At 72.8% G+C, this 24,753-nt stretch carries 22 protein-coding genes; 14 read left to right on the top strand and 8 right to left on the bottom strand.

Features of this window, described 5'->3' with window-relative positions; translation table 11 throughout:
- The first annotated feature begins 15 nt into the window (after nt 1-15).
- A complete protein-coding gene (locus Athai_RS31650; protein WP_203964870.1) occupies nt 16-1,095 on the top strand; it encodes an inositol-3-phosphate synthase in 1,080 nt (359 codons plus the stop codon).
- A gap of 208 nt (nt 1,096-1,303) precedes the next feature.
- On the opposite strand, the gene Athai_RS31645 is transcribed toward Athai_RS31650, so the two are convergent.
- The gene (locus tag Athai_RS31645; protein ID WP_203964869.1) at nt 1,304-1,795 is read right to left on the bottom strand and encodes a methylated-DNA--[protein]-cysteine S-methyltransferase; all 492 of its coding nucleotides are present in this window, start codon (nt 1,793-1,795) and stop codon (nt 1,304-1,306) included.
- Nucleotides 1,796-2,006: 211 nt separating this feature from the next.
- Here Athai_RS31645 and Athai_RS31640 point away from each other — a divergent pair, with 211 nt between their 5' ends.
- From Athai_RS31640 to Athai_RS31625, 4 genes are all read left to right on the top strand, one after another.
- On the top strand, nt 2,007-3,971 hold the full coding sequence (locus tag Athai_RS31640) for a transglycosylase domain-containing protein (RefSeq protein WP_203964868.1): 1,965 nt from the start codon (nt 2,007-2,009) through the stop codon (nt 3,969-3,971).
- A gap of 92 nt (nt 3,972-4,063) precedes the next feature.
- Nucleotides 4,064-5,440 (top strand): D-alanyl-D-alanine carboxypeptidase/D-alanyl-D-alanine endopeptidase, encoded by a 1,377-nt coding sequence (gene dacB / locus Athai_RS31635; RefSeq protein ID WP_203966806.1) that lies wholly within the window; start codon nt 4,064-4,066, stop codon nt 5,438-5,440.
- A gap of 117 nt (nt 5,441-5,557) precedes the next feature.
- Nucleotides 5,558-6,100: a hypothetical protein gene (locus tag Athai_RS31630; RefSeq protein WP_203964867.1), complete on the top strand. Its 543-nt coding sequence runs from the start codon at nt 5,558-5,560 to the stop codon at nt 6,098-6,100.
- A 61-nt stretch (nt 6,101-6,161) separates the two neighbouring features.
- Entirely contained in the window at nt 6,162-7,655 is a 1,494-nt protein-coding gene (locus tag Athai_RS31625) for an SPFH domain-containing protein (protein ID WP_203964866.1), read from the top strand.
- Nucleotides 7,656-7,827: 172 nt separating this feature from the next.
- Here the strand turns inward: Athai_RS31625 and Athai_RS31620 are convergent, their stop codons facing one another.
- Genes Athai_RS31620 through Athai_RS31610 form a run of 3 tightly spaced genes read right to left on the bottom strand, consistent with a single transcriptional unit; the run spans nt 7,828 to nt 10,168 of the window.
- Nucleotides 7,828-9,378: a multicopper oxidase family protein gene (locus Athai_RS31620; protein WP_203964865.1), complete on the bottom strand. Its 1,551-nt coding sequence runs from the start codon at nt 9,376-9,378 to the stop codon at nt 7,828-7,830.
- Nucleotides 9,375-9,773, bottom strand: coding sequence for a hypothetical protein (locus tag Athai_RS31615; protein WP_203964864.1), 399 nt, complete (start codon nt 9,771-9,773; stop codon nt 9,375-9,377). Before Athai_RS31615 ends, Athai_RS31620 begins: the two co-directional genes overlap by 4 nt.
- Complete coding sequence (locus Athai_RS31610; protein WP_203964863.1) at nt 9,770-10,168, bottom strand: hypothetical protein; 399 nt, start codon at nt 10,166-10,168, stop codon at nt 9,770-9,772. Before Athai_RS31610 ends, Athai_RS31615 begins: the two co-directional genes overlap by 4 nt.
- A gap of 212 nt (nt 10,169-10,380) precedes the next feature.
- Here Athai_RS31610 and Athai_RS31605 point away from each other — a divergent pair, with 212 nt between their 5' ends.
- A complete protein-coding gene (locus Athai_RS31605; protein WP_203964862.1) occupies nt 10,381-11,682 on the top strand; it encodes an MFS transporter in 1,302 nt (433 codons plus the stop codon).
- A complete protein-coding gene (locus Athai_RS31600; RefSeq protein ID WP_203964861.1) occupies nt 11,679-12,329 on the top strand; it encodes a cyclase family protein in 651 nt (216 codons plus the stop codon). The genes Athai_RS31605 and Athai_RS31600 overlap by 4 nt, the downstream gene beginning before the upstream one ends.
- A 65-nt stretch (nt 12,330-12,394) precedes the next feature.
- Here Athai_RS31600 and Athai_RS31595 read toward each other — a convergent pair whose 3' ends face one another.
- The 3 genes from Athai_RS31595 to Athai_RS31585 form a co-directional block, all read right to left on the bottom strand.
- Nucleotides 12,395-13,000, bottom strand: a complete 606-nt coding sequence (locus tag Athai_RS31595; RefSeq protein WP_203964860.1) for a hypothetical protein — start codon at nt 12,998-13,000, stop codon at nt 12,395-12,397.
- A gap of 207 nt (nt 13,001-13,207) precedes the next feature.
- The gene (locus Athai_RS31590) at nt 13,208-13,852 is read right to left on the bottom strand and encodes a hypothetical protein (RefSeq protein ID WP_203964859.1); all 645 of its coding nucleotides are present in this window, start codon (nt 13,850-13,852) and stop codon (nt 13,208-13,210) included.
- Nucleotides 13,853-14,090: 238 nt separating this feature from the next.
- Nucleotides 14,091-15,575, bottom strand: coding sequence for a CCA tRNA nucleotidyltransferase (locus tag Athai_RS31585; RefSeq protein ID WP_203964858.1), 1,485 nt, complete (start codon nt 15,573-15,575; stop codon nt 14,091-14,093).
- A 312-nt stretch (nt 15,576-15,887) separates the two neighbouring features.
- Between Athai_RS31585 and Athai_RS31580 the strand changes: the two genes are divergently transcribed.
- On the top strand, nt 15,888-16,880 hold the full coding sequence (locus tag Athai_RS31580; RefSeq protein WP_203964857.1) for an NUDIX hydrolase: 993 nt from the start codon (nt 15,888-15,890) through the stop codon (nt 16,878-16,880).
- A gap of 45 nt (nt 16,881-16,925) precedes the next feature.
- Nucleotides 16,926-18,929, top strand: coding sequence for a murein biosynthesis integral membrane protein MurJ (murJ, locus tag Athai_RS31575; protein WP_203964856.1), 2,004 nt, complete (start codon nt 16,926-16,928; stop codon nt 18,927-18,929).
- Between the two features lie 84 nt (nt 18,930-19,013).
- Here murJ and Athai_RS31570 read toward each other — a convergent pair whose 3' ends face one another.
- Nucleotides 19,014-19,298: a hypothetical protein gene (locus tag Athai_RS31570; protein ID WP_203964855.1), complete on the bottom strand. Its 285-nt coding sequence runs from the start codon at nt 19,296-19,298 to the stop codon at nt 19,014-19,016.
- 608 nt (nt 19,299-19,906) lie between these two features.
- On the opposite strand from Athai_RS31570, the gene Athai_RS31565 reads away from it, so the two are divergent.
- The 5 genes from Athai_RS31565 (at nt 19,907) to trxA (ending at nt 24,491) form a co-directional block, all read left to right on the top strand.
- A complete protein-coding gene (locus Athai_RS31565) occupies nt 19,907-21,352 on the top strand; it encodes a protein kinase family protein (RefSeq protein WP_203964854.1) in 1,446 nt (481 codons plus the stop codon).
- Between the two features lie 93 nt (nt 21,353-21,445).
- On the top strand, nt 21,446-22,066 hold the full coding sequence (sigM, locus tag Athai_RS31560; RefSeq protein WP_203966567.1) for an RNA polymerase sigma factor SigM: 621 nt from the start codon (nt 21,446-21,448) through the stop codon (nt 22,064-22,066).
- On the top strand, nt 22,063-23,013 hold the full coding sequence (locus Athai_RS31555; protein WP_203964853.1) for a hypothetical protein: 951 nt from the start codon (nt 22,063-22,065) through the stop codon (nt 23,011-23,013). Before sigM ends, Athai_RS31555 begins: the two co-directional genes overlap by 4 nt.
- A 205-nt stretch (nt 23,014-23,218) precedes the next feature.
- A complete protein-coding gene (gene trxB / locus Athai_RS31550; RefSeq protein ID WP_203964852.1) occupies nt 23,219-24,145 on the top strand; it encodes a thioredoxin-disulfide reductase in 927 nt (308 codons plus the stop codon).
- A gap of 28 nt (nt 24,146-24,173) precedes the next feature.
- A complete protein-coding gene (gene trxA, locus Athai_RS31545) occupies nt 24,174-24,491 on the top strand; it encodes a thioredoxin (protein ID WP_203964851.1) in 318 nt (105 codons plus the stop codon).
- Nucleotides 24,492-24,753 lie beyond the last annotated feature (262 nt).

The following is a 24,753-nucleotide window of genomic DNA, read 5'->3' as shown; positions in this document are numbered from 1 at the left end:
GAGAAGGAGGCAGACATGGGTTCTGTCCGCGTTGCCATCGTCGGAGTGGGCAATTGCGCCGCGTCCCTGGTCCAGGGGGTGCACTACTACCGTGACGCCGACCCGTCGGATCGCGTGCCGGGACTCATGCACGTCACGTTCGGCGACTACCACGTCGGCGACGTGGAGTTCGTCGCGGCCTTCGACGTGGACGCCAAGAAGGTCGGCCGCGACCTGTCCGAGGCGATCGTGGCCAGCGAGAACAACACGATCAAGATCTGCGACGTACCGCCGGCCGGCGTCACCGTCCAGCGGGGCCACACCTTCGACGGGCTCGGCGAGTACTACCGGGAGACGATCCAGGAGTCCGACGACCAGCCGGTCGACGTGGTGGCCGCGCTGCGCGAGGCGAACGTCGACGTGCTCGTGTCGTACCTGCCGGTCGGGTCCGAGGAGGCCGACAAGTTCTACGCGCAGTGCGCGATCGACGCGGGAGTCGCGTTCGTCAACGCGCTGCCGGTGTTCATCGCCTCGGATCCGGTGTGGGCCAAGAAGTTCACCGACGCCGGGGTGCCGATCGTCGGTGACGACATCAAGTCCCAGGTCGGCGCGACCATCACGCACCGGGTGCTGGCGAAGCTGTTCGAGGACCGCGGGGTGCGGCTGGACCGGACGTACCAGCTGAACTTCGGCGGGAACATGGACTTCATGAACATGCTGGAGCGCAAGCGGCTGAAGTCCAAGAAGATCTCGAAGACGCAGTCGGTGACGTCCCAGATCCCGCACGAGATGCGGACCGCCGACGTGCACATCGGCCCGTCGGACTACGTGCCGTTCCTGGAGGACCGGAAGTACGCGCTGGTCCGGCTGGAGGGCTCGGCGTTCGGTGACGTGCCGCTGCAGCTGGAGTACAAGCTGGAGGTGTGGGACTCGCCGAACTCGGCCGGCATCATCATCGACGCGCTGCGCGCGGCGAAGATCGCCAAGGACCGCGGCATCGGTGGCCCGATCCTGTCCGCCTCGTCCTACTTCATGAAGTCGCCGCCGGAGCAGTACGACGACTCGACGGCGCGGGACGCGGTGGACAAGTTCATCGCCGGCGAACTCGACCGCTGATCGTCCGACGAACCGGGGCACGTCACCGCACCGGTGAGGTGCCCCGCCGTCGTCCCCGCCCGGGGACGCCCCCGCTGGCAAGGACACCGGCCCGCGAAGCCTCGCCCCGGCCGGTCCGGGCGTGGCCAGTCCGGGCGTGGCCGGTCCGGGCGCGGGCGGGCTTGGCGCGGGCGGGCTTGGCGGGAAGGTCACGGCACGGGAGGCCGGCTCAGCCGGCGAACAGGCCGCCCGCGGTGAGCTGAACGCGCGCCTCCAGCTCCAGCAGGAACACCTTGCGTGGCAGGCCACCGCCGTAGCCGACCAGCTTGCGGTTGGCGCCGACGACCCGGTGGCACGGCACGATCACCGGGATCGGGTTGTGATTGTTCGCGGTGCCCACCGCACGAGAGGCGCCCACGTCGTCCGCGACCGCCCGCGCCACGTCGCCGTAGCTGCACGTCTCGCCGTAGGGGATGCGGGTCAGCTCGGCCCACACGGCCCGCTCGAACTCGCTGCCGACCAGGTGCAACGGCAGGTCGAACCCGGTGCGCCGGCCGGCGAAGTACTCGTCGAGCTGGCGGGCGGTGGCGGCCAGCACCGGATCGGCCGGGGACGGCTCGCCGGCCGGGGACGGGCCGCCGAACCGGAGCTGCCGCAGCGCGTCGTCGTCGGCGACCGCGACCAGGTCGCCGATCGGGGACGGCACCCTCAACCAACGCATGCCGCCATCCTCGCAGTGCCCACCGACACTTTCCGGCGGGCATCGGACGTCCTCATCGGAGCTCCGGGCTACTCAGGCCATCGAGGCGGCGGGCTGCCCGAGTCACCGGGACGGCAGGCTCTCCAGAACATCGAGACCACCCACCGTCCGGTTCGTCGAGGCGGCGGGCTGTCCGGATCATCGAGATTGAGGCAAAGGCCACAGTTGTTCCATGCCGGGCAACGCCGCGCGGTTCCGCCCCCGTGTCCGTGACGTGGTGAACTCCCCGGCGGCGCTCCTGGTACGGCGGATCCTGCGCACGGCCACCGGACGGCGCGGTCGGCGCCGGCGACCGGTCCGGCGGTGGGTCCGCCGGGTCCGCCGGGCGGTGGCCGGGTTCGGTGCGCTGCTGCTGACCGCGAGCCTGGCGCTGGTCGGCTGGGCGGTCGGCCTGCCGCTGCCGGCCGACCCGGTGCAGCCGCAACAGTCGGTGCTCTACTACTCGGACGGCCACACCGTCCTCGCCCGGATCGGGGTCGTCGACCGCACCGCGGTACCGCTGAGCCGGGTGCCGCTGACGGTGCGCCGGGCCGTACTGGCCGCCGAGGACCGGTCCTTCTACACGCACGGCGCGGTGTCCGGGCGGGGCATCACCCGGGCGGTGTGGGCCGACCTGACCGACGGCGGTGCGGAGGGCGCGTCGACGATCACCCAGCAGTACGTGCGCAACGCGTACCTGACGCTGGACCGGACGGTGTCCCGCAAGATGCGCGAGATCGTGCTGGCGGAGAAGCTGGAGCGCCGGTACGGCAAGGACCAGATCCTCGGCCGGTACCTGAACACGATCTACTTCGGCCGCGGCGCGTACGGGATCGACGCGGCGGCCCGGGCGTACTTCGGGGTGCCGGTGGAGCGGCTGGACACCGCGCAGGGGATGGTCCTCGCCACCGTCATCAAGGATCCGACGAACTTCGACCCGGCGGTCGATCCGGCCGGTGCCCGCGCCCGCTGGCGGTACGTGCGGGCCGGGCTGGTGTCGCAGCACTGGCTCGGCGCGGGTCAGGCGGCCCGGCTGCGGTTCCCGGCGACGAGGCCACCGACCGAGGCCGACCTGTCCGGCCCGTCCGGGCTGATCGCGCAGCAGGTCGAATGGGAGCTGGAACGGCACGGCATCACCGCCCAGCAGCTGCGTACCGGCGGGCTGCGGGTGGTGACCACGATCGACCGGGCCGCCCAGCAGCGCACCGAGGCGGCGCTGCGGCGGGAGGCGCGGTCCGCGAACCTGGCGGTCGCGGTGGTGTCGGTCGATCCGCAGACCGGCGGCGTCCGCGCCTACCACGGCAACACGAAGGGCTTCGGGTACTTCGACCACGCCGGCGCCGCGGCGGTGCCCGGCGCGGTGTTCACCCCGCTGGCGCTGGCCAGCGCGTTCCAGCACGGCCTGGACCGGGATCGGTTGTGGGACGGTCGATCCCCGCAGCAGTTCCCGGACCGCAACGGCGTCCCGCTGTACAACCCGGGCAACGCGCAGTGCCCCCGGTGCACCATCGACGAGGCGGTTGCCGGCTCGTACGACACGGTGCTCTACCGGGTGGCGCGGGCGACCGACCCGGTCCGGATCGTGCACGACGTGCGCGCCGCCGGCATCGCCGCGCGCTACGACGGGCGGCCGAGTCTCGTCGACGGTCCGGACGATCCGCAGCCGGCGCTGACCCGGCCGGCCATCGCGCTCGGCGGCTACCCGGTCAGCCCGGCCGACCTGGCCAGCGGGTACGCCACTCTCGGCAACGACGGTGTGGCGGTCGCCCGGCACGTCGTCGCCGCGGCCCGGTCCTGGTCCGGCACCCTGCTGTACCGGGCGGCACCGGCCACCCGGCGGGCGTTCGGCGCGTCGGCCGCGGCGCAGACCCGGGACGTCGCCGGGCAGTTCCCGAAGGTGCCTGCCGCGGCCGGCCCGACCCGGGTGCTGCGGGCGCCGGAACCGACCCTGTACCGCACCAGCGTCCAGCGCCAGGGCAAGCGCGTTCGCTCGGCCTGGGCGGCGAGCGCGGACGACGCGCAGGCGACCGTGGTACGGGTCGGCGCCGCCGGCGGTCGACCGCCGGCGGCGGACCTGCCGGGTCGGCTCCTCGCACGCATCCGACCCGGGTCGGTGCCCGGCGGCCCGCTGCCCGCCGCCTCGCCGGCCGCGCCGTGACCGGGCCAGCACCGATCGGGCCAGCCCCGACCGGGCGGCGGGGTGCGGCGGGCGACGGGCGCCGCTCGGGCCCCGGGCGGTCGGCCGGCGTCGTGACCGGGCGGCACCGGCAGCGGCGGCGCATCCCGGTCCGCAGCGGGATCGGGCTCACCGTGGTGCTCGCCGTTGCCCTGCTCGTGCTCGGCGGGAACCGGCCGCCCCGCCCGGCCGCGCCGGTTGCGGACCGGCCACCGGCACCGTCCTGGTCGGGTACCGACCCCGGCCCGGTGCTGCCCGCGCTGGCCGGCGGCCGACCGCCCAGCGCCGCCGGCCTCGCCCGCACGCTGGGTGCCCGGCTCGGCGACCCTCGGCTCGGCACCGAGGTCGGCGTCTCGGTCGTGGACGCGGCGACCGGTGGCACGCTCTACTCCGCCGGTACCGGCGCCCGGGTGCCCGCGGCGACGGCGAAGCTGACCACGGCGACGGCGGCGCTGACCGTGCTCGGCGCCGACCGGCGGTTCCGGACCACCGCGGTGGCCGGCGAGCGGCCCGGCGACGTGGTGCTCGTCGGCGGCGGGGATCCCACCCTGTCGGTGTCGGTCGGCGGCAGCTACCGCGGGGCGGCCCGGCTCACCGACCTGGCCAGGCAGGTACGCCGGCGGCTCGGGCACGCACCGCGCCGGGTGCTGGTGGACGCGACGCTGTTCACCGGGCCGGATCGGGCGCCCGGCTGGGACGGCGACGTGCGGGTGAACGGTGACGTGGCGCCGATCACCGCGCTGATGGTGGACGGCGGTCGTACCGCACCGCGCTACGACCGCAACCGGTCGACGGCGCCGGACCTCGACGCCGGCATCAAGTTCGCCCAGTTGCTGGGGTTGCCGGCGAGCGCGGTGCGGCGCGGGCGGGCGGCCCGTGGCGCCCGGCCGCTCGGCACGGTCCGGTCGGCGCCGCTCGCCTCGCTGGTCGAACGGATGCTGCGGACGAGCGACAACGTGATCGCCGAGGCGCTCGGCCGGCAGGTGGCCCTGGCCCGGCACGAACCGGCCAGCTTCGCCGGCGCGGCGACCGCGATCCACGCCGTACTGCGCGATCTCGACCTACCGGTCGGCGACCTGCGGATGGCCGACGCGAGCGGGCTGTCACGGGCCGACCGGCTCGACCCGGCGCTGCTCACCGCGGTACTGCGGCTCGCCGCCGGCGGTTCGCGGCCCGAACTGTCCAGTGTGTACACCGGTCTCCCGGTCGCCGGCTACTCCGGGGCCCTGGCCGACCGGTACCGGCGCGGCTCCGCGCACCGGGCCGCGGGCGTGCTGCGGGCGAAGACCGGCACGCTGGCCGGGGTCCAGGGGCTCGCCGGGCTGGTGGTCGACGCGGATCAGCGGCTGCTCGCGTTCGCCGTGCTCGCGAACGGCAACGACGACGGCGCGGCGGCGACGGCGGCGATCGACGGGGTCGCCGCCAGCCTGGCCGGTTGCGGCTGTCGCTGACCCGGCGCGGCTCGGGGGCGTCCGATCCGGGGTGGTTGCGGTGATTGGTCACCCTGCGGCCGGCCGGCACGAGCGGACGGTCGCTACCCTGGCTGCAACGCGGCGGGAAGGGGCGGCATGGACTGGGTGACCGGTGCGTTCCTGGTCGTCGGCGCGCTCGGCGTCGTGTTGCTCGCCCTCTCGCTGCTGTTCGGTGAGCTGTTCCAGCTCGGCCATGCCGACGTGGACGGGCCGTTCTCGGTGCCGGTCGTGGCCGGGTTCGTCGGCGCGTTCGGCTTCGTCGGTGGGATCGTCGCGGCGCTGGTGCCCGGCTCCGGCGCGCCGTCCGCGCTGCTCGGCGGCGTCGCCGGCCTCGCCACCGCATTCCCGACCGGGTGGCTGGTCATCCGGTTGACCCGCGCGCTGATGCGGATGCCGACCGACGCGACGCTCACCCGCGACGACCTGATCGGCGCGCTCGGCACCGTCACCACGCCGATCCGCTCCGGTGGGTACGGCGAGGTCAAGCTCACCGTGTCCGGTCAGGTGCTGAAGTACAACGCGCGGTCCGCGCGGGCGCTGCCGCTCGGCACGTCGGTGCTCGTCATCGAGACGCCGAGCGAGACCAGCGTCGTGGTCGAGGAGACCGACCTGCGGCTGCCGCCGGCCGTCGACGGGTGACCGGGCCCGACGCCGTTCCGCCGGAAGTTCCCAGAATCCCCACTATCCACAAAGGACAGAGATGACCACTCCCATCCTGATCGGGATCGCCGGCATCGTGGTGCTGGTGATCCTGATCGTCGCCCTGGTGCTGTCCAGGATCAAGGTCGCCGGGTCGAACGAGGCGTTCATCGTCACCGGCCGCAAGGGCAAGTCGACGCTCGGCGCGGACGGCCGCCGGCTGACCGACCTGTCCGGCCAGAAGGTCGTGATGGGTGCCTCGGTGTTCGTGGTGCCGGTCGTGCAGCGGCTGCAGATCCTCGACCTGTCCAGCCGGCGCATCCCGGTCACCGTCTCCGGCGCGGTCAACAAGCAGGGCATCACCTGCAACCTGGACGCGGTCGCGATCGTCAAGGTCGGCGGCACCGAGGACGCGATCCGCGCCGCCGCCCAGCGGTTCCTGGACCAGCAGGACGAGATCGAGGGCTTCACCGGTGAGGTGCTCGCCGGCGCGCTGCGTTCCATCGTCGGCCGGCTGACCATCGAGGAGATCATCCGCGATCGCGCCGCGTTCGCCTCCGAGGTGGCCGAGGAGGCGGAGAACTCGCTGACCAACCAGGGCCTGGTGCTGGACACGTTCCAGTTGCAGGACATCCGCACCGAGGGCGACTATCTGAAGAACCTCGGCCGCCCCGAGGCCGCCCGGGCGGTCAAGGAAGCGGCGATCGCCGAGGCGACCGCCCGCCAGTCGGCCGAGCAGGAGCGGCTGCGCGCCGAGGAGGTCATCGCCGAGTCGGAGCGGAACCTGGCGCTCAAGCGGGCCGGCATCCAGGCCGAGATCGACGCCGCCACCCAGAAGTCGGAGGCGGCCGGCCCGCTGGCCAAGGCCGAGCGGGACCAGGCGATCCTCGCCGAGCAGCAGAAGGTGGCGCAGCGCAACGCCGAGCTGAAGGAACGCCAGCTCGACACCGAGGTGCGCAAGCCGGCCGACGCCGCGCGGTACAAGGTGGAGCAGGAGGCGGAGGCGTCGAAGAACGCGGCGATCCTGAAGGCCGAGGCCGAGAAGAACGCAGCCATCCTGCGCGCCGAGGCGCAGCGCCGGGCGACCGTCGAGGCCGCGCACGCGGATGCCGAACAGGCGCGGCTGACCGGTGAGGGTGACCTGGCCCAGCGCACCGCGCTCGCCCAGGCGGTGCAGCGCGAGGGTGAGGCGGACGCGGCGGCGGTGCTGGCCCGCGGCCAGGCCGAGGCCGAGGCGATGCGGCTCAAGGCCGACGCGTTCGACAAGTACGGCGAGGCCGCCGTGCTGGAGATGCTGGTGAAGATGCTGCCGGAGGTCGTCGAGGCGGCCGCCAAGCCGATGGCCGGCATCGACAAGATGACGGTGATCTCCACCGACGGCGCGAGCACGGTGACCAAGAACGTGGCATCCACGGTCGCGCAGGGCCTGCAGCTCGGTACCGACCTGACCGGGGTCGACTTCTCCGCGCTGCTGGCCCGCATCGCCGGCGGCAGCAAGGAGAACGGCAGCAAGCCCGGCACGACCGACCTGGTGCCGACCGTTGACGCCGAGTGACCGTCGACGCCGGCTGACGGCGCATCCCCGACAGCAGCGGCCCTGATCACGAGCTTCGTGGTCAGGGCCGCTGTGTTGGTGGTCCTTTGCTCTGCCCACCTGGACGCACCACCGGTGGTGCCTATCAGTGGGCAGAGCCGCTCTGCACACCTGTGCGCACCAACTTCCGCCGTCAGACCACCTGGAAGTTGGCCATCATGGCCATGTCCTCGTGTTCCAGGTTGTGGCAGTGCAGCATGTACCGGCCGCGGAAGCCGGTGAAGCGCACCAGCACCTCCACCACCTCGTACGGGCGGAGGTCGACGACGTCCTTCCAGCCGTGATCGGTGGCGGCCGGCTCGTGCCCGTCCCGGCTCAGCACCTGGAAGTGCGCCAGGTGGGTGTGCACCGGGTGGTGGAAGTCGCTGGTGAACCGCCACAGCTCGACCGAGTTCAGGGCGGGCCGGGCGAGCACCGTCGACGGGCTGAAGTACTGCTTGTTGATGGTCCAGCCGTTGTCGGTGCGGCGGAAGTCGAACTGCCGGGTCACCTTGGCCTGCGACCGCTTCAGCGTCTCCACCTGCGACAGCCGCGCCGGGACGTGCGAGTCGTCGGTGGCCCGGCCGCCGATCCGGAACCGCATCACCTGCCCGGCCGCGCCGCTGCCCAGCCGGTTCACCAGCGTCACCGTGCTGCCCGGCCGGTACGCCGAGAAGTCCACGACGACGTCGAACCGTTCGGCCGGCGACAGCACGATGCTGGAGTGCGTGCGCGGCGCGGCGAGCAGCCCCTGGTCGCTGCCCACCTGGACCAGGTGGCCGCCGGGATCGAGGGCCAGCTCGTACCGCCGGGCGTTGGAGGCGTTGAGGATCCGGAACCGGTAGCGCACCGGCGCTACCGAAAGTTCCGGCCACGGCGCACCGTTGACGAGGATCACGTCACCCTGCACGCCCTGCATGTACTTCGACCGGACGCCCGGGGTCATGGTCAGCGACGGATCCAGCGACGGGTAGGAGAACGAGCCGTCCGCGGTGAAGGACCGGTCGCAGATCAGCAGCGGGATCTCCCGGTCGCCCTTGGGCAGCGGCAGCGCGTCGTCCTCGTCGTCCCGCACCACGAACATGCCGACCAGCCCGCGCCACACCTGCGGCGCGGAGAAGTCCATCCGGTGATCGTGGTACCACAGCGTCGCGGCCCGCTGCCCCAGCGGGTAGCGGTACTCCTTGCTGCCCTGGTGCAGCGTCCAGTCCTGCGGGCGCACCGTCATCGGCATCTCGCCGGAGTGCTTCCGGTGCGTGTCGAAGCTGCCGCCGACCGGCACCACCAGATCGGTCGGGTACCCGTCGGAGGCGGGCGCCGTGATTCCGCCGTGCAGGTGCGTCGACGTCGGCTGCGGCAGTTCGTTGCGGATCCTCACCCGCATCTCGTGCCCGGCGCGCGCCTCGAACGTCGGCCCGGGGAACGTACCGTCGAAGCCCCACACCTTCGTGGTCTTCCCGGGCAGGATCTCGGCGTCGCCGATCCGCTGCGTCACCTCGTACTCGTCGACCCCGTGCACGGTGCGCGCCGGTTTCTTCGTCGCCGGGATCGGCAGCGGTACCCGGAAGCGCGGCGGCAGCGGGGCGGCCGACGGCAGTACGATGCCGGCCGTCTCGGTGGTCTCGCCGCAGCCGGCGAGCGCGCCGCCCGCCGCGACGGCGGCTCCGGCCGCACCGAACAGTCCCAGTACCCGACGGCGGTTCATGACTTCCTCCGAGCGAACGCGCGCGCCGTGAATCCCAGCGCCATACCGAACAACAGGACGCCGAGCGGGATGTGTACCGCGACGAGTTGGGTGAACCCGAGTGCCATCTGCACGCCCACCAGCACCAGCATCGCGACCGCGTGCGGGATCAGTGCCGCCGAGCCGCGGCCGGGCCAGCGCAGCAGTACCGCGGCGACGACGTCCAGCGCGGCCAGCAGCGCGGCGACGCCGGCGCCGATGTCGTGCAGGGTCAGGTAGCTGACCCGGCCGGTGGTGAACAGCCCGGCCATGGTGGGCTGCCACAGCATCACGGCCATGGTCAGTACCGCCGACACCCGCAGCAGCAGCACGAAGGGGGCCCGGATCGCCGGGGCGGTGGACTGCACGGCGGTCATCGCGCCACCGCCGTCGCCGCGCGGCCACTCCGGCGCCGCTGGCCGGCGCGCTTGGTCCAGGACCACCAGGCGAACGCCATGCCGGCGCCGAACAGCGCGGTACCCAGCGGCAGGTGTACCGCGAGGACCCGGGTGCTGCCGGCCGCCATCTGCGCGATCACCAGCACCAGCAGCAGCGCGGACGCGGCCAGCGGCCACCTGGTGCCGCCGCCGACGAGCAGCAGCAGGCCGGCGAGCATCATCGGCAGGGTGAGGAACATCGCGAGGGCGGCACCGACCGCGTGCCAGGTCATCATGCCCGGCTGACCGGAGACGAACGTGCCGGCGGAGATCGGCTGCCACAGCAGGGTCGCGGCGAACAGCGTCGTCACGATCCGGAGAAATACGACGAACACCGGCGACACGCGTCGCGCTGCCGGTTCTGATGGATTCACGCTCGCCATCCTGCCGACGCGGCGGAGCGGTGTCTTCGTGCCAGCGGAGAAACCCGGCATACCCCGGCGGCGGTAGGGAGGGCACCCCGGATACCCCACCCGGTGTACGGTCCGGCGGCGCGCCGCCGGCCGCGCTGCCGGTGCGGGCGCTCCCAGCCGCTAGGGTCGCAGGCGTGCCGAGTAAGCGGAACCTGCGCGTCCTGTTGACCGGTCGGCAGTTTCGGCGGCTCCTGATCGCGCGGCTGACCAGCCAGTTCTCCGACGGCCTGTTCTCCGGCGCGCTGGCCGGAAGCATCCTGTTCAACCCCGACCAGCACAACGATCCGGTGGCGATCGCGACCGGCTTCGCGGTACTGCTGCTGCCGTACTCGATCCTCGGCCCGTTCGTCGGCGTCTTCCTGGACCGGTGGCTGCGCCGCAACGTGATCAGCTACGCGAACGTGCTGCGCTGCGCGCTCGCGCTGCCGGCCGCCGCGCTGCTCTACACCGGCCACCCGAACGCACTGTTCATCCTGCTGGCGCTGCTGGTGATCGGGATCAACCGGTTCATTCTGGCCGGGCACTCGGCGGCGATGCCGCACGTCGTCGACGGTCCGCGGCTGATCACCGCGAACGCCGTCTCACCCACCCTCGGTACGGTCTGCAACTCGCTCGCGCTCGGGGTGTCGGCGTTGCTCCAGGTGCTCGCCGGAGCGGGCGCCGCCGGGTACGGGCTGCTCGCCGCCGCTGCCGCCGCCGGCTACCTGGTCGCCGGGATACTCGCCGCCGTCTTCTTCCACGGCCGGGAACTCGGCCCGGACGCCTCCGCCCCGGTCGACGGCAGCATCGTCGCCGAGCTGTACGGGGTGCTGCGCGGCATGGTCGCCGGCGCCCGGCACCTGCTCGGCCACGCCGGCTCCACCGCAGTGCTGGCCGCGCAGTCCGCCTACCGCATCCTCTACGGGGTGCTGACGGTCGCCGCGCTGCTGCTGTACCGCAACTACTTCAACACCGGGACCGACTACACCCACTCGATCGCCGGGCTGGCCGAGGTGGTGGTCGCGGGCGGGGTCGGTTCGTTCCTCGGCGCGGTGATCACGCCACCCGCGGCGCGCCGGCTCGGCGACCGGAACTGGGTCACGCTGCTGCTGGCCGGCGCCGGGCTGGTGGTGGCGGTACTCGGGTCGCCGTTCCAGGAGCTGCTGCTGGTGGTCGCGGTGTTCGCGATCAACATCGCCTCGCAGGGCACCAAGATCGTGGTGGACACGACGCTGCAACGGGAGAGCGCGGACGAGTTCCGCGGCCGGGTGTTCAGCGTCAACGACACCACCTACAACATCTGCTACGTGCTCGGCCTGTTCCTCGGCGCGGTGCTGCTGCCACCGGACGGCCACTCGCTGACCGCGGTACTCGTCGTCGGCGTCGGGTACGCGCTGGTCGGCTTCGGGCACCGGCTGGTACCCCGCCTCTATCCCGTCCACAGTGGAGTGTCATGACGTTCGTCGAACTCTCGCACCCGATCACCGACGGCATGGTCACCTACCCGGGGCTACCGGGGCCGGCGATCCGGGAACACACCAGCCGCGCGGCGAGCACCGCGCACCTGGCCGACGGTGTCTCGTTCGCCATCCACGGCATCGACATGGTCGCCAACACCGGCACCTACCTCGACACGCCGTACCACTATCACCAGGACGGCGCCGATCTCGCCGCGCTGCCACCGGAGCGGCTCGTCGACGTGCCGATCGCGGTGGTACGCGCGGTCGACGCGCCGAGCGTCGGGGCCGCACTGCTCGGCGATCCCGGCCGGTTGTGGGGGCACGCGGTACTGGTCGAGACCGGCTGGTCCCGGCGCTGGGGCACGCCCGGCTACCTGACCGGGAGCCCCTACCTGACCGGGGACGCCGCCCGGGCGCTGATCGACGCGAACGTCGCACTGGTCGGTATCGACGCGCTCAACATCGACGATGTCACCGACCCCGCCCGCCCCGTCCACAATGGACTGTTGGGCGCCGGCATCCCGATCGTCGAACACCTCACCAACCTCGCCGCGCTGCCGGACGACGGGGCCCGACTCACCGCGGTACCCCCGCCGGTGCGCGGCATGGCCACCTTCCCGATCCGCGCCCTCGCCCGCCTCTGACCTCCGCCGTACGTGCCCGCAGATCAGCGGCGCGAACCGGATGAGGGCGGCGGTTTCCTCGTCGGTCAGTACGGGGAGGGGCCGCTGCCGGGGGTCGTCCAGCCGCCCGGCTGCTGCTCACCCGCCGGAGCCCCGGGCGCCTCGGCGGTGCCGTACCGCGGCGTGGTCACACCCGGCTGCTGTCCCGCACCGAACTGCGGCGTGGTCACACCCGGCTGCTGTCCCGCACCGAACTGCGGCGTGGTCACACCCGGCTGCGGTGCGGGCAACGATGCGGAGGCGTCGAACTGGGCCGCCGGAGGCTGGTTCCAGGTCGGGGTCGCCGGCGTGGTCGCGGTGTCGCGGCGGCGGAAGATCGCGATCAGCAGCACCACCCAACCGGCCGTCGCGATCAGCGTGTGCACCGCACCGATGCCGCCGAGGATCATGCTCAACGTGCTGTAGCTCCAGTGGTTCCGGACCATCATGTCCGGGCTGAAGACGCTGAAGACCATCTGACCGGCGGAGACCACCGCCGCGACGAGCAGCAGGATGAACGCGACCAGCATCGGTCCGGCGGAGCTGCCGAGCCGGCGGCGGTTCGTCATCGACAGCACCAGCCCGATGCCGGCGACGACCGCGCCGGGCAGGCTCAGTGCGAGGTCGATGAGCAGGGTGACGAATCCGGGCATCTGCGGGTCCTCTCCGTGCTGCTGGGAAGAACGGGCCGGCGGACCCGAACGGTCGGCGGGAACCCTGACGGTAGCGGCACCGGGTCAGCCGCCGATCGACCGGCGAGACCAGCACGGGCCGCCGCGCCGCTCCGGCGTCACGAAGCCGGCGTCGCGATCCGGTGGCTGGCGCCGGCACGGGTCCGGCCGACCCGACGCGCGGTCCGATCAGTACGGCGACGGGCCGCTGCCCGGTTGACCCCACTGCGCGCCGGGGTTGCCGCCGCCGAAGCCCGGCGCACCGGGCTGTGGCTGCCCGAACCCGGTGCCCGGCTGGCCACCGCCCGGTTGCCCGGTACCGGGTTGCCCCGGCGCCGGCTGCCCCGCACCAGGCTGGCCGACCCCGGGCTGGCTGGCGGCCGGTTGGCCGGAGACCGGTTGGCCGCCGCCGGGCTGGGAGGGGGCGGGGCCCGCCGGCGGCTGGCTGCCGAACGTGGGGCCGGCGGGCTGGCCCGGCCAGCCGGCCGGCGCCGCCCCGGCGCCACCGGTACGGGCGGTGGTGGTCGCCGCCTCCGGCTTGCGGAACAGCGCCACCAGGATCAGCGCCCAGGACCCGAGCGCGACGACGTCGGCGGCTCCGGTGATCACCCGGCCGACCATGATCGCGGTGTCCGGGTCGTGGCTGGCGAACCAGGTGAAGTAGACGAGGTCGACGGTGCCCAGACCGACCGCGACCAGCATCGCCAGGAACCCGAACAACGCGTACAGCGAGCCGCGGCGCTTGATCATGATCAGGGACAGCACGATGCCGACCGCCGCGGCGACGATGTTCGGCCCGTACGACAGCATGAGGTTCAGGACGAAGTTCAGCATCTCCGGTCTCCCGTCGCTGGCGTACCGGCACCGCTCGGTTCGTCCGCCGCCCCGGGGGCGGCAGGCTCCTGCGATCATGCCGGGGCGAATCCGGCAGGGCAATGCCAGCCGGTCGTGATGTACAAACAGCGGGCATCCGGCTACCGACCGGCCGGCGCGGCCAGCGGCCAGCGGCCAGCGGCCAGCGGCCAGCGGCCAGCGGCCAGCGGCCAGCGGCCAGCGGCCAGCGGCCAGCGGCCTAGGTGATGATGTCGTGCTCGCGGGCCCAGCGGAACAGCTCGGCCTCCGCCTCGTCCGGCGGCAACGGGCCGCGTTCCAGCCGCAGTTCCTTCAGGTACTTCCAGGCGGCGCCGACGGCCGGGCCCGGCGGGATGTCGAGCAGCTTCATGATCGCGTTGCCGTCCAGGTCGGGCCGGACCCGGGCGAGGTCCTCCTCGGCCTGGATGCGCTCGATCCGGTCCTCCAGCGCCTGGTAGTCGCGCGCCAGCCCGGCGGCCTTCCGCCGGTTCCGGGTGGTGCAGTCGGACCGGACCAGCTTGTGCAGCCGGGGCAGCAGGTCGGCGGCGTCCGTGACGTACCGCCGGACCGCGGAGTCGGTCCACTCGCCCCGCCCGTACCCGTAGAACCGCAGGTGCAGCGCGACCAGCCGGGACACCTGGGCGATGGTGTCCTTCGGGAACTTCAACGCCTTCATCCGCTGCCGCGTCATCCGCGCGCCGACGACCTCGTGGTGGTGGAACGAGACGCCGCCGTCGGCACCGATCGCCTTGGTGGCCGGCTTGCCGATGTCGTGCATCAGCGCGGCCATCCGCAGGATGAAGTCGGGGCCGTCCGCCCCCTCCAGGCGTACCGCGTTGTTCACCACGGTGAGCGTGTGCTCGTAGACGTCCTTGTGCTGCGCGTGCTCGTCGATCTGCATCCGCAGCGCGGGCAGCTCGGGCAGGAAGGTCTCGGCCAGCCCGGTGTCGACCAGCAGCCGCAGCCCGGCGACCGGGTCGGCGCCGGTCAGCAGCTTGGTCAGCTCGTCCCGGATCCGTTCCGCGGTGATCCGGCCGAGGTCGGCGGCCATCTCGACGATCGCCTGCCGGACCGCCGGGTCGACGTCGAACCGCAGCTGCGCGGCGAACCGGGCGGCGCGCAGCATCCGCAGCGGGTCGTCGGCGAACGAGTCGGCCGGCGCACCGGGCGTGCGCAGTGCCTTGCCGGCCAGGTCGACGAGCCCGCCGTACGGGTCGACGAACTCGTGCCCGGGCACCGAGAACGCCATCGCGTTGACGGTGAAGTCGCGGCGGGCCAGATCGTCGTCGAGCCTGGTGCCGTACTGGACGATCGGGTTGCGGCTGACCCGGTCGTACGCCTCGGCCCGGTAGGTGGTGATCTCGATCCGCAGGCCGCGGCGCTGCGCGCCGATCGTGCCGAACGCGATCCCGGTGGTCCAGGTCGCCTCCGCCCAGCCGGTCAGCAGTTCCAGCGTCTGCTCCGGGTGCGCGCTGGTGGCGAAGTCCAGGTCCTGCTCGCGCGCGTCGGCGAGGTCGACGCCGGCGGACAGCAGGGCGCCGGGTCGGCGCAGCAGCGCGTCCCGGACCGACCCGCCGACCAGGTACAGCTCGTGCCCGGCGGCGGCGAACCGCTGGCCGAGCTCGTCCGCCACCGGCGGGACCGTGATCAGTTCGGCGGCGGCGCGGCGCTGCACCTCGGACGGCTCCCGCCGCAGGGCGCTCATGCCCGCTCCCCGCTGCGCTCCGACCGGGCATCCGGCGCCACCGGACGTGTGGTCGTCCGCTGCTTGTTCCGGCCGGCGCTCCGCGGACGGTACGGCCCGGGGCAGCGGGCGGCGGTGCACCGGTCGGCGGCGCGGGTCGGGGTGCGGCGGCAAGGGCCGCCCGGGTGCATGGTCATGGCCCGGCCAGCGTACCGAGCCGGGCGACGGGCCCGACGGGTCGGTGCACGCGCCGGATCGGGCCGGCCGCCGACCTCTACTCCGGCACGTCCGTTCCCGTCAACCGGTCGCGGAAGCGGGCGCTAGGGTCGTGTCATGCCGAGCCGTGACCGTACACCCGCCGTCGAACAGGGTGCCCCTGCCGACGGGTCGACGACACGGCCGAGCAATGCGACAAACGACGCCAACACCGCATCCGGTACCGGCGACTCGCCGCGCCGGCGGTCCCGTCGCCGGCGCCGTCCGCGGCACCGTGGCGCGCCGGCGAAGCCCGGGTCGACCGAGTCGGCGCCGGGCGACTCCGCGCCGGGCGACTCCGCGCCGGGCGACTCCGCGCCGGGCGACTCGGCGTCCGGCGGGCCCACGGCCGGCGACGGCGATCGTTCCGAGCCGACCCCCGGCGACGGCCCGCCGGCGGACGCCGCCGCCGGGGCCGAGAGCGCGGCCAGCGGCCGGCGGCGCAAGCGGCGGCGCCGGCGCCGCGGCGGCTCGTCCGGTCAGCCGAGTGCGGCACCGGCCGACCGCGCCGGCAGCACCGAGGCGCCTGCGGATGCCGTCGCACCGGCCGCCCGGCCGGCGGCGAGGAAGCGGCGCAAGCGCCGGGTGGAGGCGCCCCCGCCGGGTCAGATCCGCGGCCGGCGGCGCACCCGGTCCGGCCGGATCGAGGAGGTGTCGTCCGGTGGGCTGGTCGTCGACGTGCGCGAGGACGGCACGTTCGGCGTGCTCATCGGCAAGCACGACCGGCGTGGCCGGCTGATCTGGTCGCTTCCGAAGGGCCACGTGGAGCTGGGTGAGACCCTGGAGCAGACCGCGGTACGCGAGATCGAGGAGGAGACCGGGGTGTCCTCCGAGGTGCGCCACCGGCTCGGCGAGGTCGACTACTGGTTCATGCTGCACGGCGAGAAGATCCACAAGACCGTGCACCATTTCCTGCTGCGGTTCGTCGACGGCGAGCTGTCCGACCGGGACCGGGAGGTGGTGGAGGTCGCATGGGTGCCACTCGACGACATCCCGCAGCGGCTCGCGCACCCCGACGAGCGGCGGCTGGTCGCGCAGGTGCCGGGGCTGCTCGCGAAGCCCGGCGCGTGACGGGCGCAGCGGAGACCGAGCATGAGCGAGCACGACGAGCGAACCATGAGTAGCCCGCAGGGCCGGGTGTACCGCAGCGGCGACGATCCGCGCATCCAGCACCCGGTGCCGGCCGACGCCACCCGGCCCGGCCACGACGCCACCCGGCCCGGCCACGACGCCACCCGGCTCGGCGACGACGCCACCCGGCTCGGCGACGACGCCAGCCGGCTCGGCGACGACCCGGCGGCGCGGTACGCCGCACCGGCCGGGCTGCCCGGCGAGCCCGACCGGCAGGTACCCGTTCCACCGTCCCCGACCGCCGCCGGGGACGGGCTCTACCGGTCCTCGTTCGCCGTCGAGCAGGAGGTCGCCGCCATGTCCGCACCCCAGGGTGCGGTGCCGGATCCGACCGCGACGGCGACCATGCCGCCGACCGGTGAGGTACCGCCGACCCCCGAACCGGAGGCCGGCGGCGATCGCGGCGTGATGCGCAACAGCGCGATGATGGCCGGGCTCAACCTGGTCAGCCGCATCCTGGGCTACGGCCGTACCGTCGCGATCGGCGCGGCGCTCGGCCTGAACGTGGGCAACGCGTACACCCAGGCCGTCTACTCGCCGCAGATGCTGTACGAGCTGCTCATGGGCGGCACGCTGACCAGTGTCGTGGTGCCGCTGCTGGTGCGGGCGCGCAAGAGCGACCCGGACCGTGGCGAGGCGTTCACCGAACGGTTCGTCACGCTGGCGGCGACGCTGTTGCTGGTGATGGCGGCGATCGTGACCATCGGTGCGCCGGTGGTGTCCTGGGTGCTGGCCCGTGGCACGCCGATCCACGACACGGTCACGTCGCTGAGCTACTTCATGCTGCCGGCGATCTTCTTCATGGGCCTGTCGGCGATGTTCCAGGCGGTGCTGAACACCCGCGGCTCGTTCGCGGCGCCGACCTGGGCACCGATCCTGAACAACATCGTCATCATCGGCTTCTTCGTGATGTTCGCGCTGATCTGGCCGGACAAGCCGACGCTCGACTCGATGACGATGCCGAAGATCGCGCTGATCGGTTCCGGCTTCACCATCGCGATGTGCGTGCAGGTGCTGGCGCTGACGCCGGCGCTGCGGAAGGTGGGCTACGGGTTCCGGTTGCGGTTCTCGTTCCGCGGCATGGGGTTGCGCGAGATCGGCCGGCTGGCCGGCTGGGCGCTGTGTTACGTGGCGATCAGCCAGGTCGGCATGCTGGTGGTCGTCAAGATCGCCGGTCTCACCACCCGGGGCCACAACGACACCGGCACCATCGTGTACGACTACGGCTTCCTGCTGATGATGACGATCAACGGGATCGCCGCGGTGTCGGTGATGACGGCGCTGATGCCGCGGATGAGCGCGGCGGCGGCGGACCGCCGGTTCGGCGACGTCTCCAACTACCTGTCCCTGGGGACCCGGCTCTCCTCGGTGCTGCTGATCCCGGGCACGGTGGCGCTGGCGGTGTTCGGCTCGCAGCTGGGCGTCGTGCTGTTCCAGTACGGGCACTTCGACGCCGGCGCGGCGCACTCGGCCGGGCTGGCGATCGCGATGGCGGGGTTCGGGCTGGTGCCGTTCGCGGTGAGCCAGCTGCAGATCTTCACCTTCTACGCGATGCCCGACACCCGCACCCCGGCGCTGGTGAACGTGCCGGTGGTGCTGGTCAAGATCGCGTTCGACGTGGCGGTCTGGTTCCTGGCGCCGATCGACTACGTGGTGCCGCTGCTGCTGCTGGGCAACGCGGTGTCGTTCGTGGTCGCGGCGATCGTGTCGTACGCGCTGCTGCGCCGCCGGATCGGGGCGCTCGGCCTGCGCCAGGTGGCGAGCACCCTGCTCCGGCTGGTACTGGCCGGTGCGGTCGCCGCGGTGCCCGCGTGGCTGGTGGCGAGGGCGCTCGGCGGGGTGCTGGGGGACGGCCGGGTCGCGAGCCTGGCCGAGCTGGTCGCGGGTGGCGCGGTTCTCGCGCTCGTCTACTTCGGCCTCGCGTACGCGTTGCGGGTGCGGGAGATCAGCCAGCTCGTCGGGATGGTCCGCAGCAAGGTCGGCCGCTGAGGTTCGGCCGCTCGGCGCCCGCCGGAGCGATGCCCGGTAGGCCGGGCGGGGCGGCGGATGGCCGGGCTGCCTGCCGCCGGCGGCTCATCGGGTCTGGTAGGCGGCGCGGAGGAGTTCCTCGGTGCCGGCGATCAACTGCCGGACCACGGTGCCGTCGTGCCGGATCAGGTAGCCGCGGTCGATGCGGTGTACCAGCAGCGCGTCGGACGCCGCCGCCGGTTCGGGGCGCAGCGCTTCGGCGTCCGGGTAGGCGAGCCACGCGTGGTAGACGGTGCTCCCGATGCCGATCCCTTCGCTGGTGCGCTGTTCCGGCGGGAGGGGCCACAGCAGCACCAGCCGGTCGGAGTCGAACATCATCGACGCAACCATGGGGACAGCATGCACAGTCCGTGCGGCGGTTGCCATCCGATATGCCGTGTTACCGCCTGGTAGTACTGTTTATCGGGGAGCCTTGTCCGGCAACATCCGTTTCTCCGGTCGCCAGGACGACTGAGAGGCTCGCCACACCCACGCTCCGCGGGCGCCGACCCCGGCAAACGCCACCGCACACACATGTACCAGCACGAACGGTGATCACCAGTCGCGGGTGTGACGCATCCGGGCCGGCGCAACCGGGCCCGTCGGCGGTACGTGTATGACTGTCGACACCATGCACCGCCGGCACCCGGTGCATATCGGTAACTCGCTGGTCAGCAGGCACATCCGTGGAGTTCGACAAATGAGGACGGTCGTAACGAAAGACATTCCGACCATCGAGTACCGGACGGAGACGCGATACGGTGGCACGGGCCGAGACGGCCATGACATCGGTCGGGGCACTACCCGCCGTAGTGACGCGGGTTACCGAGACGTGACCAACACGCGGGAGTTGAGCAGGGTGCTGCCTGCACGCGGCGCGGAGGACCTAGGCTGTGAGTGAACGACGGGTCGCACTAGAGCCAGCCGCTGCCCGGGGGCCAGCCGGAGGGAGGACTGGGTTGACCCAGGTCGGAGCACCCGCGGTTGGCGAGGTGCTCGCCGACCGGTACCGCCTCGAGGAGCACATCCACGACGACTCCACGGGGCGGCAGGTGTGGCGTGGAGTGGATGTCATCCTCCGCCGCCCGGTCACCATCGTCCTCAAATACCCCGGCGGCGACTCCGCGAACGACATGCTGCAGGCCGCCGTCGCCGCCAGCCGGGTGGTCCATCCGCACACCGTCGGCGTCTACGACGCGGTCGACGAAGGCGACCGTGCGTACGTGGTGCGCGAGTACGTGGACGGTCACCCGCTCCGCGAGATCGTCGCCACCGACGGCCCGCTCGACCCGGTCCGCGCCACCGCCGTCGCGTACGCGATCGCCGACGCGCTGGCCGCCATCCACGAGACCGGTGTGGCGCACGGCAACGTGCACCCGAACACGGTGCTGCTCGGCGCCGAACGAATCGTGCTCGCCGACGCTCGCGCCTCCGCCGACGCCAGCCAGGAGGGCGACATCCGTGGCCTGGGCGGCGTCCTGTACTGCGCGCTGACCGGCACCTGGCCGACCGAGCTGCCCGGCGACTTCGGGCTCCCGCCGGCGCAGACCGTGGACGGCAAGCTGGCCGCGCCCCGCCAGGTCCGGCCGGACGTGCCGAACTACATCGACGCGTTGACCATGGACCTGCTGGACGACCAGCTCGCGGCGCCGACCGCGGCCGAGCTGTCCGGCGAGCTGGCCCGGCTCAACATCGCCAACGAGGTCAGCGGTCCGCTCGACCTGGTCACCGTGGAGACCCCGGATCCGCCGGAGCGCCGGCCGCGGTGGAAGAAGCTGACCGTCGGCATCGCCGGCCTCGCGGTGATCTCCCTGCTCGGCCTGCTGATCGGCACGAAGTGGCTGAACAGCAACACCGCCACCGGCGGGACGCCGAGCGGCAACCCGACCAGCCAGTCCAGCCAGGGCGGCGGCAGCGCCCCGACCGCGATCAAGCCGGCCAACGTGCGGATCGTCGACCCCGACCAGGGCGACCGCACCGAGCTGAAGGACTCGCAGTACGCGATCGACGACAGCGCCACGACGCAGTGGGAGACGCAGGACTACCAGCAGGCCAACTTCGGCGGCTTCAAGCGAGGCATGGGCATCCTGCTCGACCTCGGCAAGGTTCGCGACATCTCCACCGTGTCGGTGGTGCTCAGCGACGGCGGCGCCACCGTGGGGCTGCGGACGGGCAAGTCCGACCCGGCCAACGGGGGCTCCGGCACCACGGCCGAGGACGACTCGGTGGTGTCCGACTACAAGCAGGTGCCGGGCGCCAAACAGCAGGTGGTCCAGGTGACGAAGTCGTGGACGCTGAGCGGCGTCAAGACCCGCTACCTGATGGTCTGGATCACGAAGCTGCCGCAGGCGCAGGACGGTGGCTACCAGCTCGGCGTCAAGGACATCAAGGTCCGCGGGCAGTGACCGACTCCCCGCGGGTCCGGTTGGCCGTCCCGGGCCGGCGCGATCCGGCCGAGTGACCCGACCGTGCGACACGACCTGCCGACCGAGAGCGGGATGGACCCGCGTGGCGACACCGAGCTCCTCCGGGCGCACGTCGCGGGCGATCCGGCCGCCTTCGAGACGCTGGTACGCCGGCACGCGGATCGGCTGTGGGCGGTGGCGCTGCGCACCCTCGGCGACCGCGAGGAGGCGGCGGACGCGGTCCAGGACGCGCTGATCTCGGCGTACCGGAAGGCCGACCGGTTCCGTGGCGACTCGGCGGTGACCACCTGGCTGCACCGCATCGTGGTCAACGCCTGCCTGGACCGGGCCCGGCGCCGGCAGGCCAGGCCCACCGTGCCGCTGCCCGACTCGGGTACCGCCGAACCGGTCGCCGCCGGCCCGCAGGTGGCCGACCGGGACACCGCGCTGACCGTGCAGGCCGCGCTGGCCGAGTTGCCGCCGGACCAGCGAGCCGCGCTGGTCCTGGTCGACGTGTACGGCTACCCGGTCGCCGAGGCGGCCCAGATCCTCGGGGTGGCGGCGGGCACGATCAAGAGCCGGTGTGCGCGCGGCCGGTCGAGGCTGGCCGCCCGACTGGGTCACCTGCGGAACCAGACGCCGCCGCCGGACGTCAGATCTGAGACGGCCGGCAGCGAGGACGGCGGTACCCGACGGGGGAGGGGGGCGACGTGAGCGACGATCTGCGGTCCCCGTCGCCCGATGCGGAGCAGCCCGACGCCGACTACCTGGCCGAGGTGCGGCGGCTGGTGGCGGCGGCCCGGCGCAGCCCGGAGGTCGACGACGAGCTGCTCGCCGACTACGTCGGCGGCGCCCTCGCCGGTACCGGGGTCGAGGAGCAGGTGGCGGAGCTGATCGCGACGCGGCCGGAGTGGCGGTCCGCGCACGCGGCGGCGGTGCCGGCCGACGCCGCGGTCAGGGCCGACCTGGCGCACGTCGGAACGGTCCCGACCACGATGCCGCCGGAGTTGCTGTCCCGGCTCGGGGAGGGGTTCCGGGAGCAGCGGCCGGCCGGGCACCCGGTGGTGGCGCTGGATCGGGATCGGCGGTCCCGTCGGCGGCGGGCGCAGTGGCTGGCCGGCGCCGCGGCCGGGGTGCTGGTGCTCGCGTTCGCCGGGATCGCTGGGGCGAGCGTGCTGACCGGCGGCCAGGACCGGGACGCGTCGTCGAGCCGGGCCGGTTCGGCGCGGCAGGGGGCTACGCCGTCGCCCACGACGAAGGGGCCGAACCACGCGCAGATCGCGCCCAAGGACGCCCGGCCGACCGACGGTGTCCGACTCGCCGCGAGCGGCACCGACTACACCGTCGACACGGTGCCGCAGGCGGCCGACCGAGCCGGACAGCAAGCGCTTTCCAGTAGCGCTGTGGCCGCGGCGGTACCGGGGGAGTTGCGGCCGTTGACCGACCCGGCCCGGCTGGACCGGTGCCTGCACCAGCTGGGCGTGCCGGGCGGCTACACCGCCTCGCTCGTCGACTTCGCGCTGTTCCGCAGCCGGCCGGCGGCGGTGGTCGTGGCGTCCGCCGGCTCGGCCACCCGGATCTCGGTGGTCGGCCCGGAGTGCGGTACCGACGGCGCACACCTGCAGTACCAGACCTCGACCATCTCGCTGCACGCGTCCTGACCGGTCGGGGCACCCGGCCGGTGCGGCGACCCGCACTGCCCGACCCCTGCTCTGCTCGTACCCGGCCGGGCGGGGACGCCCGCCGGCGCCGCGTGACGCAGACCGCAACGGGGAATCTCGGTCCGTACGATGGCGTTCTGTCGGCAGAGGCTTCGGGTCCGGCACAGACGGGCCGGTCCGGGCAGTCAAGGAAGAGGGTCGTGTGGTGGCAGACGTCCGAAACCTGATCATCATCGGGTCCGGGCCGGCGGGCTACACCGCCGCGGTGTATGCGGCTCGGGCGAATCTGAACCCGCTGGTCATCGAGGGCGCGCAGTCCGGTGGTGCGTTGATGACCACCACCGAGGTGGAGAACTTCCCCGGCTTCCCGGACGGGATCGACGGCCCGGACCTGATGGACAACATGCGCAAGCAGGCGGAGCGGTTCGGCGCCGAGCTGCTGACCGACGACGTGACGCGGGTCGAGCTGGCCGGCGACGTCAAGCGGGTCTGGGTCGGCGACACCGAGTACCAGGCGAAGGCGGTCATCCTGGCCACCGGTTCGGCCTGGCGGCCGCTGAACGTGCCGGGCGAGCAGAAGCTGCTCGGCCACGGCGTCTCGTCCTGCGCGACCTGTGACGGGTTCTTCTTCCGCAACCAGCACATCGCGGTGGTGGGCGGCGGTGACTCGGCGATGGAGGAGGCGACGTTCCTCACCAAGTTCGCCGAGACCGTCACGATCATCCACCGCCGGCACGAGTTCCGGGCCAGCCCGATCATGGCCGAGCGCGCGCTGAAGAACGAGAAGATCAAGGTGATCTGGGACTCGGTGGTCACCGAGGTGCTGGGCGCCGACAAGGTCGAGGGCGTCACGCTGCGTAACACGAAGTCCGGCGAGGAGTCCACCCTGGACGTCACCGGCCTGTTCATCGCGATCGGCCACGACCCGCGCAGCGAGCTGTTCGCCGGGCAGGTCGCCATCGACGACGAGGGGTACGTGCGGGCCGAGTCGCCGACCAGCCGCACCGACGTGACCGGCGTGTTCGCCTGCGGCGACCTGGTCGACCACTCGTACCGGCAGGCCATCACCGCGGCAGGCACCGGGTGTGTCGCCGCGCTGGACGCCGAGCGTTATCTCGCGTCCGTCGAGTGAGCAAGATCCTTTCGAGAGGGGTACGAACATGAGCAAGGCCGTCACCGACGCCAGCTTCGACGCCGACGTGCTGAAGGCGGACAAGCCGGTCCTGGTCGACTTCTGGGCCGAGTGGTGTGGGCCGTGCAAGAAGGTCTCCCCGGTGCTGGAGGAGCTGGGCCAGCAGTACGCGGACCAGGTCGAGATCGTCAAGCTCAACATCGACGAGAACCCGAACACCGCGCGGAACTACGGCGTGATGTCGATCCCCACCCTGACCGTGTTCAAGGGCGGCGAGCCGGTGCAGTCGGTGGTGGGCGCGCAGCCGAAGAGCGCGCTGGCGAAGTTCATCGAGTCCAGCCTGTAACGTCCGGCGGCCCGGACGCTAAGTCGGATGTAGGGACCGGGTTGCCAGTAGGGCCACCCGTCGCCGGGTAGCGGGCAGCCAGCCTGCTACCCGGATCCGGGCGGGGCACCCGGTCCCGAACCGCCACCCTTTCGGTACGTTGCGTCGTTTCGGTACGAACGCGAACAAATGACGCATCCCTCGCGGCCGGTAGGCGTCGGCCCGTACGGGGCCAACCCGGACCACGGAGTACGCTCCGATGTCTGTGATGCTCGCGCCGCGC

It is taken from the genome of Actinocatenispora thailandica, assembly GCF_016865425.1.
Lineage (GTDB): Bacteria > Actinomycetota > Actinomycetes > Mycobacteriales > Micromonosporaceae > Actinocatenispora > Actinocatenispora thailandica.
The sequence above is the reverse complement of the archived record's forward strand: the minus strand, read 5'-3'. Positions and strand labels throughout refer to the sequence as shown.